The sequence below is a fragment of the Arthrobacter sp. AZCC_0090 genome (genome assembly GCF_014207375.1).
Taxonomy (GTDB): Bacteria; Actinomycetota; Actinomycetes; order Actinomycetales; family Micrococcaceae; genus Arthrobacter.
Genome location: NZ_JACHEE010000005.1, coordinates 237,970 through 253,922, shown reverse-complemented (window position 1 = coordinate 253,922; position 15,953 = coordinate 237,970). Strand labels below are relative to the sequence as shown.

General features: G+C 64.0%; 17 protein-coding genes. 7 read left to right on the top strand and 10 right to left on the bottom strand.

Annotation, left to right across the window (positions count from 1 at the left end; all coding sequences use genetic code 11):
- Positions 1–61: 61 nt before the first annotated feature.
- From HNP00_RS10405 to HNP00_RS10390, 4 genes are all read right to left on the bottom strand, one after another.
- Entirely contained in the window at positions 62–1,195 is a 1,134-nt protein-coding gene (locus tag HNP00_RS10405; RefSeq protein WP_184738681.1) for an AMP-binding protein, read from the bottom strand.
- A gap of 9 nt (positions 1,196–1,204) precedes the next feature.
- A complete protein-coding gene (locus HNP00_RS10400; protein ID WP_184738679.1) occupies positions 1,205–2,158 on the bottom strand; it encodes a 1,4-dihydroxy-2-naphthoyl-CoA synthase in 954 nt (317 codons plus the stop codon).
- Between the two features lie 21 nt (positions 2,159–2,179).
- Complete coding sequence (locus HNP00_RS10395; protein WP_184738677.1) at positions 2,180–2,617, bottom strand: VOC family protein; 438 nt, start codon at positions 2,615–2,617, stop codon at positions 2,180–2,182.
- 136 nt (positions 2,618–2,753) lie between these two features.
- On the bottom strand, positions 2,754–3,482 hold the full coding sequence (locus tag HNP00_RS10390; RefSeq protein ID WP_184738675.1) for a CPBP family intramembrane glutamic endopeptidase: 729 nt from the start codon (positions 3,480–3,482) through the stop codon (positions 2,754–2,756).
- A gap of 202 nt (positions 3,483–3,684) precedes the next feature.
- Here HNP00_RS10390 and HNP00_RS10385 point away from each other — a divergent pair, with 202 nt between their 5' ends.
- Positions 3,685–5,163 (top strand): amino acid permease, encoded by a 1,479-nt coding sequence (locus tag HNP00_RS10385; RefSeq protein ID WP_184738673.1) that lies wholly within the window; start codon positions 3,685–3,687, stop codon positions 5,161–5,163.
- A gap of 68 nt (positions 5,164–5,231) precedes the next feature.
- Here HNP00_RS10385 and HNP00_RS10380 read toward each other — a convergent pair whose 3' ends face one another.
- Positions 5,232–5,957 carry a dienelactone hydrolase family protein gene (locus HNP00_RS10380; protein ID WP_184738671.1) on the bottom strand — a complete coding sequence of 242 codons (726 nt, stop codon included), beginning with the start codon at positions 5,955–5,957 and terminating at the stop codon, positions 5,232–5,234.
- A 72-nt stretch (positions 5,958–6,029) separates the two neighbouring features.
- On the opposite strand from HNP00_RS10380, the gene HNP00_RS10375 reads away from it, so the two are divergent.
- The 5 genes from HNP00_RS10375 (at position 6,030) to HNP00_RS10355 (ending at position 10,178) form a co-directional block, all read left to right on the top strand.
- A complete protein-coding gene (locus HNP00_RS10375) occupies positions 6,030–6,488 on the top strand; it encodes an SRPBCC family protein (protein ID WP_184738668.1) in 459 nt (152 codons plus the stop codon).
- Complete coding sequence (locus tag HNP00_RS10370) at positions 6,488–7,147, top strand: pentapeptide repeat-containing protein (RefSeq protein WP_184738666.1); 660 nt, start codon at positions 6,488–6,490, stop codon at positions 7,145–7,147. Before HNP00_RS10375 ends, HNP00_RS10370 begins: the two co-directional genes overlap by 1 nt.
- A 156-nt stretch (positions 7,148–7,303) precedes the next feature.
- Positions 7,304–8,527 (top strand): acetyl-CoA C-acyltransferase, encoded by a 1,224-nt coding sequence (locus HNP00_RS10365; RefSeq protein WP_184738664.1) that lies wholly within the window; start codon positions 7,304–7,306, stop codon positions 8,525–8,527.
- Positions 8,527–9,318 carry an enoyl-CoA hydratase/isomerase family protein gene (locus tag HNP00_RS10360; RefSeq protein WP_184738662.1) on the top strand — a complete coding sequence of 264 codons (792 nt, stop codon included), beginning with the start codon at positions 8,527–8,529 and terminating at the stop codon, positions 9,316–9,318. Before HNP00_RS10365 ends, HNP00_RS10360 begins: the two co-directional genes overlap by 1 nt.
- The gene (locus tag HNP00_RS10355) at positions 9,315–10,178 is read left to right on the top strand and encodes a 3-hydroxyacyl-CoA dehydrogenase family protein (RefSeq protein ID WP_184738660.1); all 864 of its coding nucleotides are present in this window, start codon (positions 9,315–9,317) and stop codon (positions 10,176–10,178) included. The genes HNP00_RS10360 and HNP00_RS10355 overlap by 4 nt, the downstream gene beginning before the upstream one ends.
- A gap of 68 nt (positions 10,179–10,246) precedes the next feature.
- Here HNP00_RS10355 and HNP00_RS10350 read toward each other — a convergent pair whose 3' ends face one another.
- The gene (locus HNP00_RS10350; RefSeq protein ID WP_184738658.1) at positions 10,247–11,191 is read right to left on the bottom strand and encodes an endonuclease domain-containing protein; all 945 of its coding nucleotides are present in this window, start codon (positions 11,189–11,191) and stop codon (positions 10,247–10,249) included.
- A 146-nt stretch (positions 11,192–11,337) separates the two neighbouring features.
- Between HNP00_RS10350 and HNP00_RS10345 the strand changes: the two genes are divergently transcribed.
- Positions 11,338–11,931 carry a GNAT family N-acetyltransferase gene (locus HNP00_RS10345; RefSeq protein WP_184738656.1) on the top strand — a complete coding sequence of 198 codons (594 nt, stop codon included), beginning with the start codon at positions 11,338–11,340 and terminating at the stop codon, positions 11,929–11,931.
- Positions 11,932–12,004: 73 nt separating this feature from the next.
- Here the strand turns inward: HNP00_RS10345 and HNP00_RS10340 are convergent, their stop codons facing one another.
- The 4 genes from HNP00_RS10340 to HNP00_RS10325 form a co-directional block, all read right to left on the bottom strand.
- Complete coding sequence (locus tag HNP00_RS10340; protein WP_184738654.1) at positions 12,005–13,135, bottom strand: Gfo/Idh/MocA family protein; 1,131 nt, start codon at positions 13,133–13,135, stop codon at positions 12,005–12,007.
- Positions 13,132–13,899, bottom strand: coding sequence for a ThuA domain-containing protein (locus tag HNP00_RS10335; protein WP_184738652.1), 768 nt, complete (start codon positions 13,897–13,899; stop codon positions 13,132–13,134). Before HNP00_RS10335 ends, HNP00_RS10340 begins: the two co-directional genes overlap by 4 nt.
- A gap of 132 nt (positions 13,900–14,031) precedes the next feature.
- Positions 14,032–14,784 carry a carbohydrate ABC transporter permease gene (locus HNP00_RS10330; protein WP_395893813.1) on the bottom strand — a complete coding sequence of 251 codons (753 nt, stop codon included), beginning with the start codon at positions 14,782–14,784 and terminating at the stop codon, positions 14,032–14,034.
- 154 nt (positions 14,785–14,938) lie between these two features.
- On the bottom strand, positions 14,939–15,949 hold the full coding sequence (locus HNP00_RS10325) for a carbohydrate ABC transporter permease (RefSeq protein WP_184738647.1): 1,011 nt from the start codon (positions 15,947–15,949) through the stop codon (positions 14,939–14,941).
- Between the last annotated feature and the right edge of the window lie 4 nt (positions 15,950–15,953).

The window sequence follows — 15,953 nt, the reverse complement described above, 5'->3', positions numbered from 1 at the left end:
GTTCAGTACCTCGTGTTGTTTCGCGTTGGGGGAAGGCAGATGACGGTCGGGGAGAACGTGTCTATTCTCCCTGATGCACCTCGGTGAGCAGCTCGATCATCGCCAAGCGGTCCGGTTTGCCGTTGGGGAGCATGATGAGCCCGTCGGTCGTAAGCACCGTTTTGGGAGCGAGGGCCCCGAGCTTTTCCTGGCAGCGTGCTTTGTAGTCCTCGATGCCTTCCGGGGAGCTGTCCTCGACCGCCACATAGGCTGCCACTGCCTGGCCCCACTCACGGGAAGGTACCCCGGCCACGAAGGCCGCCGTGACGCCGTCGAACTTTTCAAGCTCCGCCTGGATGAACGCGGCGGAGGCTTTGACGCCGCCGGTGATGATGACGTCGTCGGCGCGGCCCAGCACGGTGAGGGTGCCATCGGCGGCGAGCTCGCCGAGATCGTTGGTGCGGTACCAGCGGATGCCGTCTTCCTCGAAGAACGCCTCGGCACTCGCCTCGGCGGCGTCTAGGTAACCGGAAGCCACGGTGTCGCCGCCCAGCAGGACACGGCCGTCGTCCTCGAGCATCACCCTGACGCCCTCCAGCGGCCTTCCGTCGTACACGCAACCGCCGCACGTCTCAGCCGAGCCATAGGTGGTCACCACCTTCAGTCCGGCCTCCCTGGCGGCGTCCAGCAACCCTGCAGGGGCTGGCGCTCCGCCCAGGAGGATGGCGTTGAAGCGGCGAAGGACCGCAAAGGTCTGCGGCGAGGGCGCGTCCAGGAGCCGTTGCAGCTGCGTCGGCACCAAGGAGGTGAAGCGGATCGTGTCCGTCAGCTCTTCGGCAGCGGCGGTGAAGGCCTCCGGAGTGAAGCCGTTGGACAGGTCCATGGCCCACGGACGCGTGCCCGCGAAAAGCGAGCGGACCAGCACCTGGACCCCGGCGACGTACTGCAGCGGCAGCGCCAGGAGCCATTGTCCCTCGCCCCGAAGCGCGATGGCTGTGGCCATGGAGGAAGCTGCAAGCTCATCCACCGTGAGTACAGCTGCCTTCGGCGTGCCAGTGGAACCCGACGTGCGGACCACTACAGCAGCGTCATCGAAACCGCGCGTTTCAACGGGGACCGCCACCGGGGCGCCGCCCTTCGAGACGGTGATTTCGACGGCGGGACCCTCGCCGTGGAGGGCGTCGGCCAGGGCCTTGAGGACGGGATCGATGTTCACGGGCGAGTCCTAGAAGTAGTAAGGGAAGTTGGACCAGTCCGGATCGCGCTTCTCAAGGAAGGCTTCCTTGCCTTCCACGGCCTCGTCCGTCATGTAGGCCAGGCGAGTGGCCTCGCCGGCGAAGACCTGCTGACCGGCCAAGCCGTCGTCGGCCAGATTGAAGGCGAACTTGAGCATGCGGATGGCCTGCGGGGACTGGCGCGCGATGTCGGCCGCATACTCCAAGGCAACTTCTTCGAGGCGCTCATGGTCCACGGCTTCGTTGACGGCGCCCATGCGCACCATGTCCTCGGCGGAATACTCACGTGCCAGGAAAAAGATCTCGCGGGCGGCTTTCTGCCCGATCTGGCGGGCCAGCAGCGCAGAGCCGTATCCGGCGTCGAAACTTCCCACGGTGGCGTCAGTCTGCTTGAACTTGCCGTACTCGCGGGAGGCGATGGTGAGGTCCGAGACAACGTGCAGCGAGTGCCCGCCGCCAGCGGCCCAGCCGTTCACGACGGCGATGACCACCTTGGGCATGGTCCGCATGAGCCGCTGGACTTCCAGGATGTGTAGGCGGCCCGCGCGGGCGGGATCGATGCTCTCCTGCGTCTCGCCGTCGGCGTACCGGTAGCCGTCGCGGCCGCGGATCCGCTGGTCGCCGCCGGAGCAGAAGGAATGGCCGCCATCCTTGGGGGAGGGGCCGTTGCCGGTGAGCAGGACCGTGGCAACGTCAGGAGTCATCCGGGCGTGGTCCATGGCGCGGTAAAGCTCGTCAACGGTGCCGGGACGGAAGGCGTTGCGGACCTCAGGACGGTTGAAGGCGATCCGGACCGTGGGAAGGTCCCTCGTCACCTTTCCGTCGGCGTCCCGCTCGACCTGCCGGTGGTACGTCATGTCCTGGAAATCGTCGAAACCGGACACCGTGCGCCAGCGCGACGGGTCAAAGACGTCGGACACCTTGGCGGGAAAGTCGTTGCTCACCCTCCGAGTCTAGTAATCCGCTCAGCTGATGCAGAACTCGTTGCCTTCGGGGTCGGCCATGGTGTGCCATTCGTGTGGCCCTTGCTTAGCTGTCCAGAGGTACTTCGCGCCCCGGGCTTCCAATGCGGCGCGGACCTCGTCCTTATCCTTTCCATTGAGGCGCACGTCCCAGTGGACGCGGTTCTTGACGGTCTTGTCCTCCGGAACGGTCTGGAAGAGGAAACGCCTGCGGGTGTCCTTGTCCTGGTCTTCCGCCGGGCCGATGGCCGCGCCGTCCTTCCACACGAGGTTGCCGTTGTGCGTGGTGGTCTCAGCCTCGGTGGCAAACCCTTGATCCACCATGGACCGGATGAACGCCTCGTCCTGGGGTTCCACGACCCAGTCGAGCGTCTCGGCCCACCAGTCGGCGAGGATATGCGGATTCCTGCAATCGACTACTACCTGAAAGTTCAGTGCCATGGACTGAACCTACGACGACGGCGCGTGGCCGGGGAAGTGCCTAGCGGACAGTTTCAGTCCGGGTTTCCCAACTAACTCGCATTTGTTGTCGCTTAGCGGCCTGAAAACGACATCTACTGCGAGCTAGTTGGGCTGGTCAGCCGCCCAGGAGTTGCGGGGGGATCGCGTAGATGAGCAGGAGGGCCAACAGGTTCTTGGCGGCGTGGACGAAGTAGGAAAACATGACGTTCTTGCCCGTCCAGACATAGACGGCCACCAACACGGCGCCCATTCCGAGGTAGGGAGCCAGGGCGGGAAGTACCAACCCTTCACGTCCCACCACATGAATGGCGGCGAAACAGAGCCCGGACAAGACGCAACAGACCCAAATGTTGACGTGGCGGGACAGCTTGCCGATCAGCAGGTGCCGGAACAGGTATTCCTCCACGAAGGGACCGAGTATCACCAGCAAGGGCACCACAACCCAAACCGGCAGTTGCTGGACCAGTGACTGGAGGCCCAGTTGGTTCTGCGATTCCTTGACGGAGCCAGTAGCTGTCACCAGGACGGTGGTGATCACCAACATGGCCACGATGGATAGCGGAATCATGGCCAGCGTGAACCATGGGCGCGTTGCCAGAATCAGGAGGTCGCGGGCCATGACGCGCCACGCAGCCGCAGCCGCGAAGAGGCCGACCGAAGCGTAGAAAGCAAGGTTGACTGCATAGACGGCGGTGGCCGGGTCCGGGAACATCTCCTGTACGAAGGCTGTCGCCGGGGCTGCGGCGAGGCTCAGAACGGTCGCCAGGGACGCATAGAGTCCGGCGGCCGCAGCGTCCAGGCCCGTGAAACGGTACAGCCTGCCGGCCGGCGGAATGGTGCCCATGTGTCCAGCGTAGCGCCCACTTTGTTGCCCGCGTCACGCTCCGCCGGAATCACCGGGTAAGATGATTTTGCCGGATTTACCTTCGACGCTTCTGCGTTTTCGCTACTGATTCGACTCGCCAACAGGCCGAAAGTTCGAATTGCCTGTACCGATACGTCTGGAGCCAGGCCCCCGGCATATCCTCAACCCACAAGGAACAGCTGTGCCTCAAAACACCACAACCGACCTTTTGCGCGAGCCGGGAACCCCGGTAGCGCCCAGCACCACTACAACTTCCGAAAACCTCAGCGCCGAGGGCTACAAGAAGACCCTGAGCCGCCGGCACGTCACCATGATCGCGATGGGCGGCGCGATCGGCGTCGGCCTGTTCATGGGCGCCGGCGGACGCCTGGCCTCCACCGGGCCGGCCCTGATTTTCTCCTACGCCATCGCCGGCGTCATCGCCTACCTGCTCATGCGGGCCCTCGGCGAATTGATCATGTACCGCCAGACCTCCGGCTCCTTCGTCAGCTACGCCGGTGAGATGTTCGGCAAGAAGGGCGCCTTCCTTTCCGGTTGGATGTACTTCATCAACTGGGCCATGACGGGCATCGCCGAACTCATTGCCATTGGCCTGTACTTCCAGTTCTTCTTCCCCAACGTCCCCGTTGAACTGTCCGCCATCGCCGCGCTGGTGCTGCTGGTGGCCGTGAACCTGTTCAGCGTCAAGGCATTCGGCGAGTTCGAATTCTGGGCTTCCTGCCTCAAGGTCGCCGCGATCCTCATCTTCCTGGCCGTGGGCACCTTCATGGTGATCACCAACGCGCAGGTCGGCACCGGCCACGCTTCCGTGGGCAACCTTTTCGCTGCCGACGGCGGCATGTTCCCCAAGGGCGGCCTGGTGATGATCCTGGTCCTCAACGCCGTGATCTTCGCTTACAACGCCATCGAACTGGTCGGCATTACTGCTGGCGAGATGCAGAACCCGGAACGCGAAGTGCCCAAGGCGATCCGCGCCGTCGTGATCCGCATTGTGGTCTTCTACGTCGGTTCCGTCACGCTCCTGGCGATGCTCCTGCCCTCGGACCAGTACCACGCGGGCACCTCCCCGTTCGTCACGGTGTTCGGCCAGATGGGGCTGCCGTGGATGGGTGACGTCATGAACATGATCGTCATCACCGCCGCGCTGTCCTCGTGCAACTCGGGCCTATACTCGATCGGCCGGATCTTCCGCACCATGGCCAACAACGGACATGCCCCCAAGTGGCTTACGAAGATGTCCACCCGCCACGTGCCGTACGCGGCCATCTTGGCGATCGGCGCCGTCTACCTGGTTGGCATCCTGCTCAACATCTGGTTGGGTGGTTCGCACGCCTTCGACCTCGCACTGAACACGGCATCGATCGGTGTCATCTTCACCTGGGGCTCGATCTTCGCCAGCCAGATTGCGCTGCGCAAGAAGAAGGGCAACGTCTCCAGCCTGCCGATGCCGGGTTCCCCCTGGACCAGCTGGGTGGGGCTCATTGCCCTCCTGGCCATCACCGTGCTGATCGGCATGGACACCATGACCGACAAGGCCACGGGTGAGGTCTTCCTCCTGGGCCTCTGGACCTTGGCCACCATCCCGTTCTTCGCCTTGATCCTGTGGCTCGGCTGGCAGAAGGTCAAGAACAACGAACCGAAGAGCGAGCTGTTCAGCTAGCCCACCCCTTAGCAGCCCGACGACGGCGGGCGCCTCCCGCTCAGGGGGCGCCCGTCGTCGTACTTTGTTCAGCCCTTCAGGTGCGTCGCGAAGTAGTCCTCGATGCGTTGCCACGCCTCCGGTGCAGCAACAGGGTCGGGCTTGATGCCCATCACCCGCATCAACGGCCTCAGTGCCCGAGGCCCAACTGGCGCGTCGTTCAAAAAGGCGTGGCCCGCAGTCGGGAATTCCTTGACGTCGTGCTCGATTCCGAGGTTCGTGAGCGCGGCTTCCAGCTTGGCGGCCGCTCCCTGCAAGGTCCGGTCCTGGCCTCCGTAATTGGCCACCACCGGGCAAGCGCCTTCCAGGGCCTGCTCCAGGTTCCGCGGCAATGGGCCATAGTTCACGGAGGCGGAGTCGAAGTCGTCATGGGCCGCGAGCAAGGCGAAGGCGCCACCCATGCAGAAGCCGATGACCCCCACCTTTCCTGTGCATCGGGCATCGCTGCGGAGCCAGGAACGCGCCGTCGATATGTCTGTGAACGCCCGGCCCGTACCGGAGCCCAGGGACCGCATGGTCGCCACGAGACAGCGCCTCGCGCCGCCGTCGCTGTAGAGGTCGACGGCGAGCGTCAAGTACCCCGCGGCAGCGAGCCTGTCCGCGTGGCGGCGCATCACGTCGTCGAGTCCGAAGGCCTCATGAACAAGCACGACGCCGGGAAAGGGCCCCTCGCCGTCAGGCTCCGCCAGGTACCCCTGCAGTGTGCGGGAGCCTCCCGCCGCCCCGCTCTCCGTGCTCAAATCGATGTGCACCATGGTGCAATCCTGCCAGACCGCGCAAGTGCCTTGTCGGCTGTTTTTGTCTGCGGTCGCAGTTAGGCTCGATGCATGGACCACAGCACCACTCTCAGCCAGCACGTCAACGCCTCCCGGGAGAAAGTCTGGACCGTCATCTCTGACATTCCGGGCTCGGCAAGGACCCTTTCCGCCGTCAAATCCATCCAGATGCTCAGCGAGGGACCCTATGGTGAGGGCACGCGCTGGAAGGAAACCCGCGCCATGATGGGCAGGGAGGAAACCGTGGAAATGCAGGTTTCCCAGAGCGAACCGCCGGGCAGCACCACCGTCAAGGCGCGGCAAGGCGGCACGGACTACACCACGCGTTTCACCTTGGAGGAGCGCGACGGCGGGACCGAACTGACGGTGTTCTTCGGCGCCGAGGTCCTCAATCCGACATTCCTCAGCAAGCTGGGGATGACCGTGTTCGGAAAGCTCGGGATGGGGGTCATGCGCAAGGCGCTCGCAAAGGATCTTGCCGAGATCGCGACGAAAGCGGAGTCGCTCTAGTGGCGGCGGTCGGAAAGGTCACGGCACCCCGGATTTCCCCGATCAGGCTTGACGAGCTCCGCGACGATCCCGCCCCGGATTTCCAGCGCGGCGAACGGTACGACGGCGTCCGTCTCACCCGTGCCGTGGCTGACAGAGCCGAGTTGAGCGGAGCGGACTTCATCGAATGCGAATTCAACGGAGTCTCCTTCAACGAGGCACAGCTGCGTGGTGCGACCTTCCGCGACTGCATCCTGAATGAGCCCTACGCACCAGTGTTCACTGCTGCGCGGACTTCGTGGCGTGAAGTCGAGATCAGCAACCCGCGCTGGGGCTCCGCGGAGATGTACGAGGGCGCTTGGCATTCAGTGAAGATCGACGGCGGCAAGCTGGACTTCCTCAATTTGCGTGGATCCAAACTGACGGATGTGGTGATCACGGGCTGTATCATCAACGAACTCGACCTCGGGGCCTGTACGGCGACGCGGATGGTGCTCAAGGATTGCACCATTGGGACGTTGGATGTCGCCGGGGCCAAACTCAAGGACGTGGACCTGCGTGGCTCGGATTTCCGCATGATCAATGGACTTGCCGGATTGTCCGGCGTGGTCATCGATGACTACCAGCTCAGCCTGCTTGCACCCCTTTTGGCCGGGCACCTTGGTATCCGGGTGATCTGAGTGAAGAACGGCGCAGCGGCGGGGTCAACCGCGCAGTTGACCTGGTTGCACTTGACTAGGTGACAGTTGACCCCAGGGCGGCGCCGTGTAATCTTTATAGAACGAACGGTCGGTAAATTATTCACCGACCCCGCTCCCTTCGCGAAGGATGTTCTCATGGTCGAGCCTTTTCTTGTTGGCGGTGCCCGCACCCCTGTAGGCCGGTATGGCGGCGCTCTTTCTGCGGTCCGGCCTGATGACTTGGCAGCCCTCGTGATCCGGGAAGCCGTAGCACGTGCCGGCGTCGACCCCGATGCCATTGACGAAGTCATCCTGGGCAACGCCAACGGCGCCGGCGAGGAAAACCGCAACGTTGCCCGCATGGCCACGCTCTTGGCGGGACTTCCCCTCCACATCCCTGGCATCACGGTCAACCGCCTTTGTGCCTCTGGCATGAGTGCCATCATCATGGCCAGCCACATGATCAAGGCCGGCGCGGCGGACATCGTGGTGGCAGGGGGCGTCGAATCCATGAGCCGTGCCCCTTGGGTGCAGGAGAAGCCCTCCACGGCTTTCGCCAAACCGGGCCAAATCTTCGACACCTCCATCGGCTGGCGCTTCGCCAACCCCCTTTTCACCAAGGGCGAGCTCTCCCGCGGCGGAAAGATGACGTACTCCATGCCGGAAACCGCCGAGGAAGTGGCCCGGGTGGACGGCATCTCCCGCGAGGACGCCGACGCATTCGCTGTCCGCTCGCACGAACGTGCCCTCGCTGCCATTGCCGGCGGTCGCTTCAAGGAAGAGATCGTTCCGGTCACCGTGAAGACCCGCAAGGGCGAAACCTTAGTGGACACCGATGAAGGTCCCCGCGAAGGAACCACCATGGAGGTCCTTGCCGGTCTACGCCCGGTGGTTGCCGGCGGCTCCGTTGTTACAGCCGGTAACTCCTCCTCGCTCAACGATGGTGCGTCCGCCATTATTGTTGCTTCGGAGGCGGCCATCGCGAAGTTCGGCCTCACCCCGCGGGCCCGCATCATCGACGGCGGCTCGGCCGGTTGCGAACCGGAAATCATGGGCATAGGCCCGGTCCCCGCGACGCAGAAGATCCTGGGCCGTTCTGGGCTCACGGTCGGTGACCTTGGCGCCGTCGAACTCAATGAAGCATTCGCGACGCAATCGCTCGCGAGCATGCGGCGTCTGGGCTTGGATCCTGACATCGTGAACCTCGACGGCGGTGCGATCTCCCTGGGGCACCCGCTCGGTTCCAGCGGCTCGCGTATCGCGATCACCCTGCTGGGCCGCATGGAACGCGAGCTGGGCACCGCCGGCCGGAAGATCGGCCTCGCGACGATGTGCATCGGCGTCGGGCAGGGCGCCGCCATCCTTCTGGAAGGCATGTAATGGCATTGAACCCGCAGGAATTCGGAACGTTGCTCATCGAAGAACGCGAGGACCGGGTCACGGTGCTCCTGAACCGGCCCGAGGTGCGCAACGCGATCGACCAGCAGATGGTGGACGAACTCCATCAGGTGTGCGAGTACCTTGAACGCGAGCCGAAAATCCTGATCATTGCCGGCGTCGAAGGTGTCTTTGCGTCAGGTGCTGATATCGGCCAGCTGAGGGAACGCCGCCGCGACGACGCGCTTCGCGGGATCAACTCCACCATCTTCGTGCGGATCGCGAAGCTGCCCATGCCGGTGATTGCGGCTCTGGACGGCTATTGCCTGGGTGGAGGGGCCGAGCTCGCCTACGCCGCGGACTTCCGGATTGGCACGCCCAGTGTGCGGATCGGCAACCCGGAAACCGGGCTGGGCATCATGGCGGCAGCCGGGGCCACATGGCGCCTCAAGGAGCTCGTGGGGGAGCCGATCGCCAAGGAAATCCTCTTGGCGGGCACAGTCCTCCGCGCCGAGGAAGCCCTGCGGATCAACCTCATCACCCAGATCCATGAAGCTCCCGTGCTGATGGAAGCTGCCCACAACCTCGCTGACAGAATCGGCCGCCAGGACCCCCTTGCCGTGAGGATCACCAAGTCGGTCTTCCACACTCCGGCCGAAGCGCACCCCGTGATCGACACCCTGGCGCAGGGCATGCTCTTCGAATCGCAAGCCAAGTTCGACCGCATGCAGGCGTTCCTGGACAAGAAGAGCGCCAAGCAATCCAACGACAACCCAGACAGGACCCGAAAATGACGGCAACACCCGCTATCCCGCATGTTGTCGGTGTCCTCGGCGGAGGCCGCATGGGTGCCGGTATCGCCCACGCTTTCTTGACCAAGGGCGCCACGGTGATCGTCGTAGAGCGGGACCATGAATCCGCCGCCGGAGCGCAGGGCCGCGTTGCTGAGGCCGTGGCAAAGTCCGCTGCGCGTGGCACCTTGACGGAGGCCGCCGACGAAGCGTTGTCCCGGTTCAGCACGTCCACCGACTACGACTCTTTCGTCCACTGCGGGCTCGTGGTGGAAGCCGTACCCGAGGATTACGAGCTCAAGGTTGCAGCCCTCAAGGCTGTGGAGGAGCACCTCTCAGCAGACGCCTTCCTGGCCTCCAACACCTCGTCCCTTTCCGTGACGGGCCTCGCTTCGCAACTCCGCCGGCCCGCCAATTTCGTGGGCCTGCACTTCTTCAACCCCGTCCCGGCTTCCACGCTCATCGAGGTTGTCCTGGCCAAGGAGACTTCGCCGGAGCTGGCCGCAGCGGCGAAAAGCTGGACAGAGGCACTCGGCAAGACCGCCGTCGTCGTCAATGACGCTCCGGGCTTTGCTTCCTCGCGACTGGGCGTCGCGATCGCGCTCGAGGCGATGCGCATGGTGGAAGAAGGAGTGGCCTCCGCGGAGGACATCGACGCCGCCATGGTGCTGGGCTACAAGCACCCGACCGGACCGCTCAAGACCACGGACATCGTGGGCCTGGACGTGCGCCTCGGCATCGCCGAATACCTGCACTCGACGCTGGGGGAGCGCTTCGCGCCGCCGCAGATCTTGCGCGACAAGGTCGCCCGCGGCGAACTGGGACGCAAGACCGGAAAGGGATTCTTCGACTGGACCGACTAGCGGCTCGGGGGCCCAACTAGCTCGTATTTGCTGTCGTTTTGGGGCCTCAGAACGACAACAACTGCGAGCTACTTGGGGGTCCAGCCCCGGTCCAGAAGGGCGGCACGAACTTTTGCGACGGCGGACCGTGCATCGTTCTCCATGTGCCGTTTGGAGATCCTCACCAAGTGCCAGCCCGCACGGGCGAAATCCTCTTCGCGGGTGATGTCCCGGACTATCTGGGCCGGCCCGGAATGCGGCTCGCCGTCGTATTCGACCGCCACACGGTGTTCCGGATAGGCCAGATCCGGTTGACGTACGACGTCGGCACCTAGCTCAGCGGCTACGTTCAGTCGGGGTTCCGGCAGTGAGCCGCGCTCTAGCGCCAGTCGGATCCGGGTTTCGGGGGCCGAATCTGAGCCGATCCGCGCCTGATCGAGGGCCAGCCGTGCCTTGCGGATCCCAGGTGTGCCTTTGTGCCGGTCCAGCATGTCGGCCAATTGTTCCAATGTCGCGAACGGCTCTGTGCGGCCTTCAAACTCCGGCCGAGGGATCCTTACCAGATGGTCGGCCACAACGGTCAGTTCATCCACACTCATCTTCCTGGACACATCTAGCCAGGTCCGGGTGCGCGTGGTGACCAGAAGCCCGTCAAGACTGGTGATTTCGTCGTCGAAGAACTGCCCCACATGCCCAACGACTCCGGTTCGCCGAGGAATGGCCATGGTGTCCGGACGTGAAATGTGGATGCGCGGATCACCGCTACCGGGGAGGAACCCCGGGAACGACCACAGACCGAAGGCCGTGGCGTGCGACGCAGCCGAGAACTCGGTCACCGCGGTGAAAGGCCGGACGAAACTGACGTCCGTCGGCTGCCCTTGGACCAATGCCTGGTCCGGAATCCTGATGCCCCGGCTTGGCGAGGGCAGCGATCGGTGCCGCAACCGCCGTCGGCTCACGCCGGCGTCGACCGCTTCTTGAAAGGTGAACGGGGCACACGCCATCAGCGCCGGCAGTGGTTGCGGAGTCCTCATGGCCTTATCGTTCCAAATCCTGGAACGCCATTTTGGGTTATCCACAGGCGCTCGCCCGCGAACCCCAACTGACTCGCAGTTGTTGTCGTTTACAGCCGCTAAAACGACAACAAATGCGAGTTAGTTGGGTCGGTTAGGCTAACTGGGTGACCCTCATTGCACCTGTAACCCTGGATGGCCGCTTCGTAACCTTGGAACCACTCAGCTCCGCGCATCACGACGGCTTGGTGGATGCCGCCAAGGACGGCGAGTTGTGGAAGCTCTGGTACACCTCCGTGCCGTCGCCTGAAGGCATGGCCGCCGAGATCGAACGCAGGCTCACGCTAGAGGCTCAGGGATCCATGTTGCCGTTCGCCACCCGGTTGAAGGCGAGCGGGAAGCTGATCGGCATGACCACCTACATGAACATTGATGCCGCCACCCCGCGCGTCGAGATCGGCTCCACCTGGAACGCCGCCTCGGCACAGGGCAGCGGGAGCAACCCGGACTCCAAACTGTTGCTCCTGCGGCACGCCTTCGAAACCCTTGGCTGCCCTGCCGTTGAATTCCGTACGCACTGGCTCAACCACCAGTCACGCGAGGCCATCGCCCGGTTGGGCGCCAAACAGGACGGCGTGCTCAGGAACCACTCGCGAACCGCGGACGGAGTGCTCCGCGACACCGTGGTGTTCTCCATCCTCGAACACGAATGGCCCGCCGTGCGTACAGGGCTGGAATTCCGGTTGGCGAAGCGGCCCTAGCCCCGCCCCCAAGTAGCTGGCAGTAGGTGTCGTTTTGAGCCGTCAAAACGACAACAAATGCGAGCTAGTTGGGTTAGCGGCTCAGTTCGCCGGCCAAAGCGCCACGGACCGAGGTCCAGGATTTGAGGACTTCCAGCAAGCCGGGATCCCGTTCCGTCAGAACGGCCTGTGAGTAGGATTCCTCCAAGATCGCGTCCACCGAGATCCGGGTGCCGGTGGAGGCGCTGAGCATGGCCGCTTCCACCATGGCCAAGCTCATGATGTTCTGGTGAACCTGGCCCATGGGGGAGCTTCCAGTGCGCAGGGCCGTGACGAAGTCACGCAGTGAACCGGCGATCTCCTGCCCGGGATCGCTGCCTTTCCCCTCGGCCGGAACCCCGGTGGAATCCACGAGCGGATCATTGTCCCCGTCCCACAGGACCGTTCCTTGTTCACCGCTGATCCGCCACGCCGCGTTCCACGACGTCTCCTGGCCCGGGCTGCACCAGCTCCCGGTGAACACGAAGCGCTCCCCGCCTGTCATCTCGAAGATGGCAGTGGCTCCCGCATCTCCGCGGTACCAGCTCCAGGACGGGTTGTATTCCTCGCAGAATACCGAGACGGGATCTGCGTCGAGCAGGAACCGGGCCATGTCGAACTGGTGGATGGCCATGTCCAGGAGCAGCGGATGGTCCATCGTGTCGCGGAAGCCGCCGAAATGCGGGGCCTTGAAGAACTCGGCGGACACGATGCCCACCGTGCCGAGCGAAGAGGCCAGCCGCTTGGCCTCGAACAGGTGGCGGTTGTAGCGGCGGGACTGGCTCACCATGAACAACTGGCCGCTCAGCTCCGACGCGGCCGCCAGGGACAGCCCTTGCGCCACGGTGGAAGCTACTGGCTTTTCACCTAGCACGGGGAGCCCGGCAGCCAGTGCTTCGGTAGTCACCGGGTGGTGGGCGGCAGGAACGGTGACGTTGATGACCGCTTGGGCGCCGACGTCGGAGGCCAACGCGGCCGTTCCGGCACCTACCGGTAGGTCAGGATGCCCAATGGCCGCCGCGGCGGCGCGGGCAGCCTCGAGGTCCAGGTCAACGATCCCCGCGAGCTCCACAAGTGGCGACTCCTGCACGGTCCGAAGCCACGCGCGGCCCATGCCCCCGGCGCCGACGACGACGACGCGAAGGGGACTGCCGTCGTCCGGAATGGTTGCGAAAGGGGTGATCATGCGTTGGCTCCCTGGTAGCTCTTGCCGTTGAAGAAATCGTTGGTCTCGTAGCGGAGCAGCTCCGGGTGGGCGCGTTCCGGCCGGTCCGTGACTGCCCATTCGACGGCGTTGGAGATGACCCGGCGGACATCCTTGTGGTGGTAGACCGGGTAATCCTGGTCGCCGGGGCTGAAGAAGAAGATTTTGCCGTGCCCGCGGCGGAAGGTGCATCCCGAGCGGAAGACTTCGCCGCCGCTGAAGGAACTGATGAAGACGAGTTCCTCGGGGGTGGGGATGTCGAAGAATTCGCCGTACATTTCCTGCTGTTCGATCACGATGGGGTGCGGCACGCCCTTGGCGATCGGGTGTGTGGGGTCGACCGTCCAGACCAGCTCGCGGTCCTGCTCGCTGCGCCAGCGAAGCGTGCACGAGGTGCCCATGAGCTTCGTGAAGATCTTGGACCAGTGCCCGGAATGCAGCACGATGAGACCCATGCCCGACAAGACGTGACGGTGCACGCGCTCCACAATCCCGTCGTCAACGTCGCCGTGGGACATGTGCCCCCACCAGGTGAGGACGTCCGTGTTGGCGAGGACTTGTTCGGTGAGGCCGTGATCGGGCTCGTCGAGGGTGGCGGTGCGGACGCTGACGTTGGCTCCGAGATTCTCCTCGATGCCGGCCTTCACTGCCCCGTGCATGCCTTCGGGGTAGAGACGGGCGACCAGTTCATCGCGCTTTTCGTGCCGGTTTTCGCTCCAGACAGTGACCCGGATTGGTTCAGACATTGTTTCTCCTTGTTGATGAGTTTGGTGTCGCGGTCGGTGCCCGACGGCGGTGCGGTGCCGCGGTCGGTTAGTGCCGCGGTCGGCGCGCTGGGCCCCGATGGCGGGTCCCGCCGTCGTGGGCTGGCTACTGCACTACTTGACGGCGCCGCCCGTTGTCCCCGCGGCGATGTACTTCTGCGCCGCGACCAGCAGGATGATGGCCGGGATGGAGGCGAGCACGGCTGTGGCCATGACCGAGCTCCAGTCGTTGACGTAGGCCCCGATGTACTGGAAAATTCCCAGCGTCACGGGCCGCACGGCCTCGGTGGTGGTCAGGGTGAGGGCGAACAGGAAGTCGCTCCACGTGAACAAGAAGGTGAAGAGCCCCGCGGTAATGAGCGAGTTCCTGCTCAGGGGCACCACGATGGACCAAAAGGCCCTCAGGTGCCCGGCGCCATCCACTCGCGCTGCCTCGATCACAGACGCTGGCATGCCGTTCATGAAGGCCCTGATGATGAGGATCGCGAACGGGATGCCATGGGCGGAATCTGCGAGGATCAGGCCCGGGACGGAATTGAGCAGGCCGAGATCGTTGTAGGCCGTGTACAGCGCGTTGGCCACCACGATTCCAGGGATCATTTGGCTGATCAAGATCGCGAAGAGGACCACACCGGCGCCTTTGACCTTGAAATAGGCCAAGGCGTAGGCCGCCGGCGCTGCGATGGCCAAGCTGAGGACCACGCTGCCCAACGAGATCACCAAGCTGGTGACCAGGTTCCCACCCTGTTCGCTGACAGCCGTGGCGTAGCCCGTGAAGTCCGGCTTCAGCGGCAGCCACGAGGTTTCCAGCGTGGTGCCGTTGGGCTGCAGCGAAGCGTTGATCATCCAGTACACGGGGAACAGCATGATGGCCAGGAAGAAGACGGCCAGGACCGTATAGCCCCACTTTTTGCGCTCCGGGCCGGAGCCTTTGAGTCTGGGCCCATTGAGGGCACGTCCGCTGCCGCTGGTAGCCGTCGCCGAACGGCGGATGGTGATTTTCGTCGTCGTCATGGTTTCCTCACTCATCGACGGACCGCCGGCTGGCCCGTAGGTACAGGACCGCGAAGACGAGGGAAATGACCACCAGGACGTTGCCCAGCGCCGCGCCCTCACCGAATTTGAACTCGTGGAAAGACAGATCGTAGGACTGGGTGGCGATGGTCTGGGTCGAGTTCGCGGGGCCGCCGTTGGTCAGGCCCAGGATGATGTCCAACACCTTGAGGGTGTAGACGACGCCGAGCACCAGGACCACGCTCACCACCGGTCGAAGCATGGGCCAAGTGATGTGGCGGAACGCCTTCCAGCCCGTGGCCCCGTCTAAGGAACCGGCCTCGTAGAGCTCATCAGGGATTTCCTGGAGGCCGCCGTAAAGGATGGTCAAGTTGAACGGGATGCCGATCCAGATGTTCACCCCGACGACGGCGATCAGCGCCAGCGAGGTGCTGGTGAGCCACGGAATGCCCGTGTCCACGATGTGCAACCCGCCCAGGAACCGGTTCAAGGCTCCACTGTCCTTGTCCAGGATCCACCGCCATACCGCGCTGGACACGATGAGCGGCAGCAGCCAGGGGAGCAGGAGCAGCGACCGAAGGATTCCGTTGAGCGGGAACTTGCGCTGGAAGAAGATCGCCAGCGCCAGCCCGATCACGAACTGGCCAGCTATCGAGCCGAGGGTGAACAGCGCGGTGTTCACCAGCGATGTTGAAAACAACGACGACGACAGCACCTTCGCGTAGTTCGCCAACCCTACCCAGGGGGCCTCTCCCGTGAAGAAGGTGGCCGTGGTGTAGTCCTGGAAGCTCATCACGATGTTCTTGACCACTGGGTAGCCGAAGAACAGCGCCATGTAGATCACGGCGGGAACCAGGAACAGCCATTGGTAGATGCGCTCGCGGTGTTTGCGCCTGCGGCTGCGCGGCGATGGGCTTGCCTCCCCGGCCGGTGTAGTTTCCGACCCGGATTTTGCCCGTGCTTTGGCGCGTATGTTGGCGCGCGACTTGGCCTGCGCTAAATCAGTTGTGAGGGACATGTCC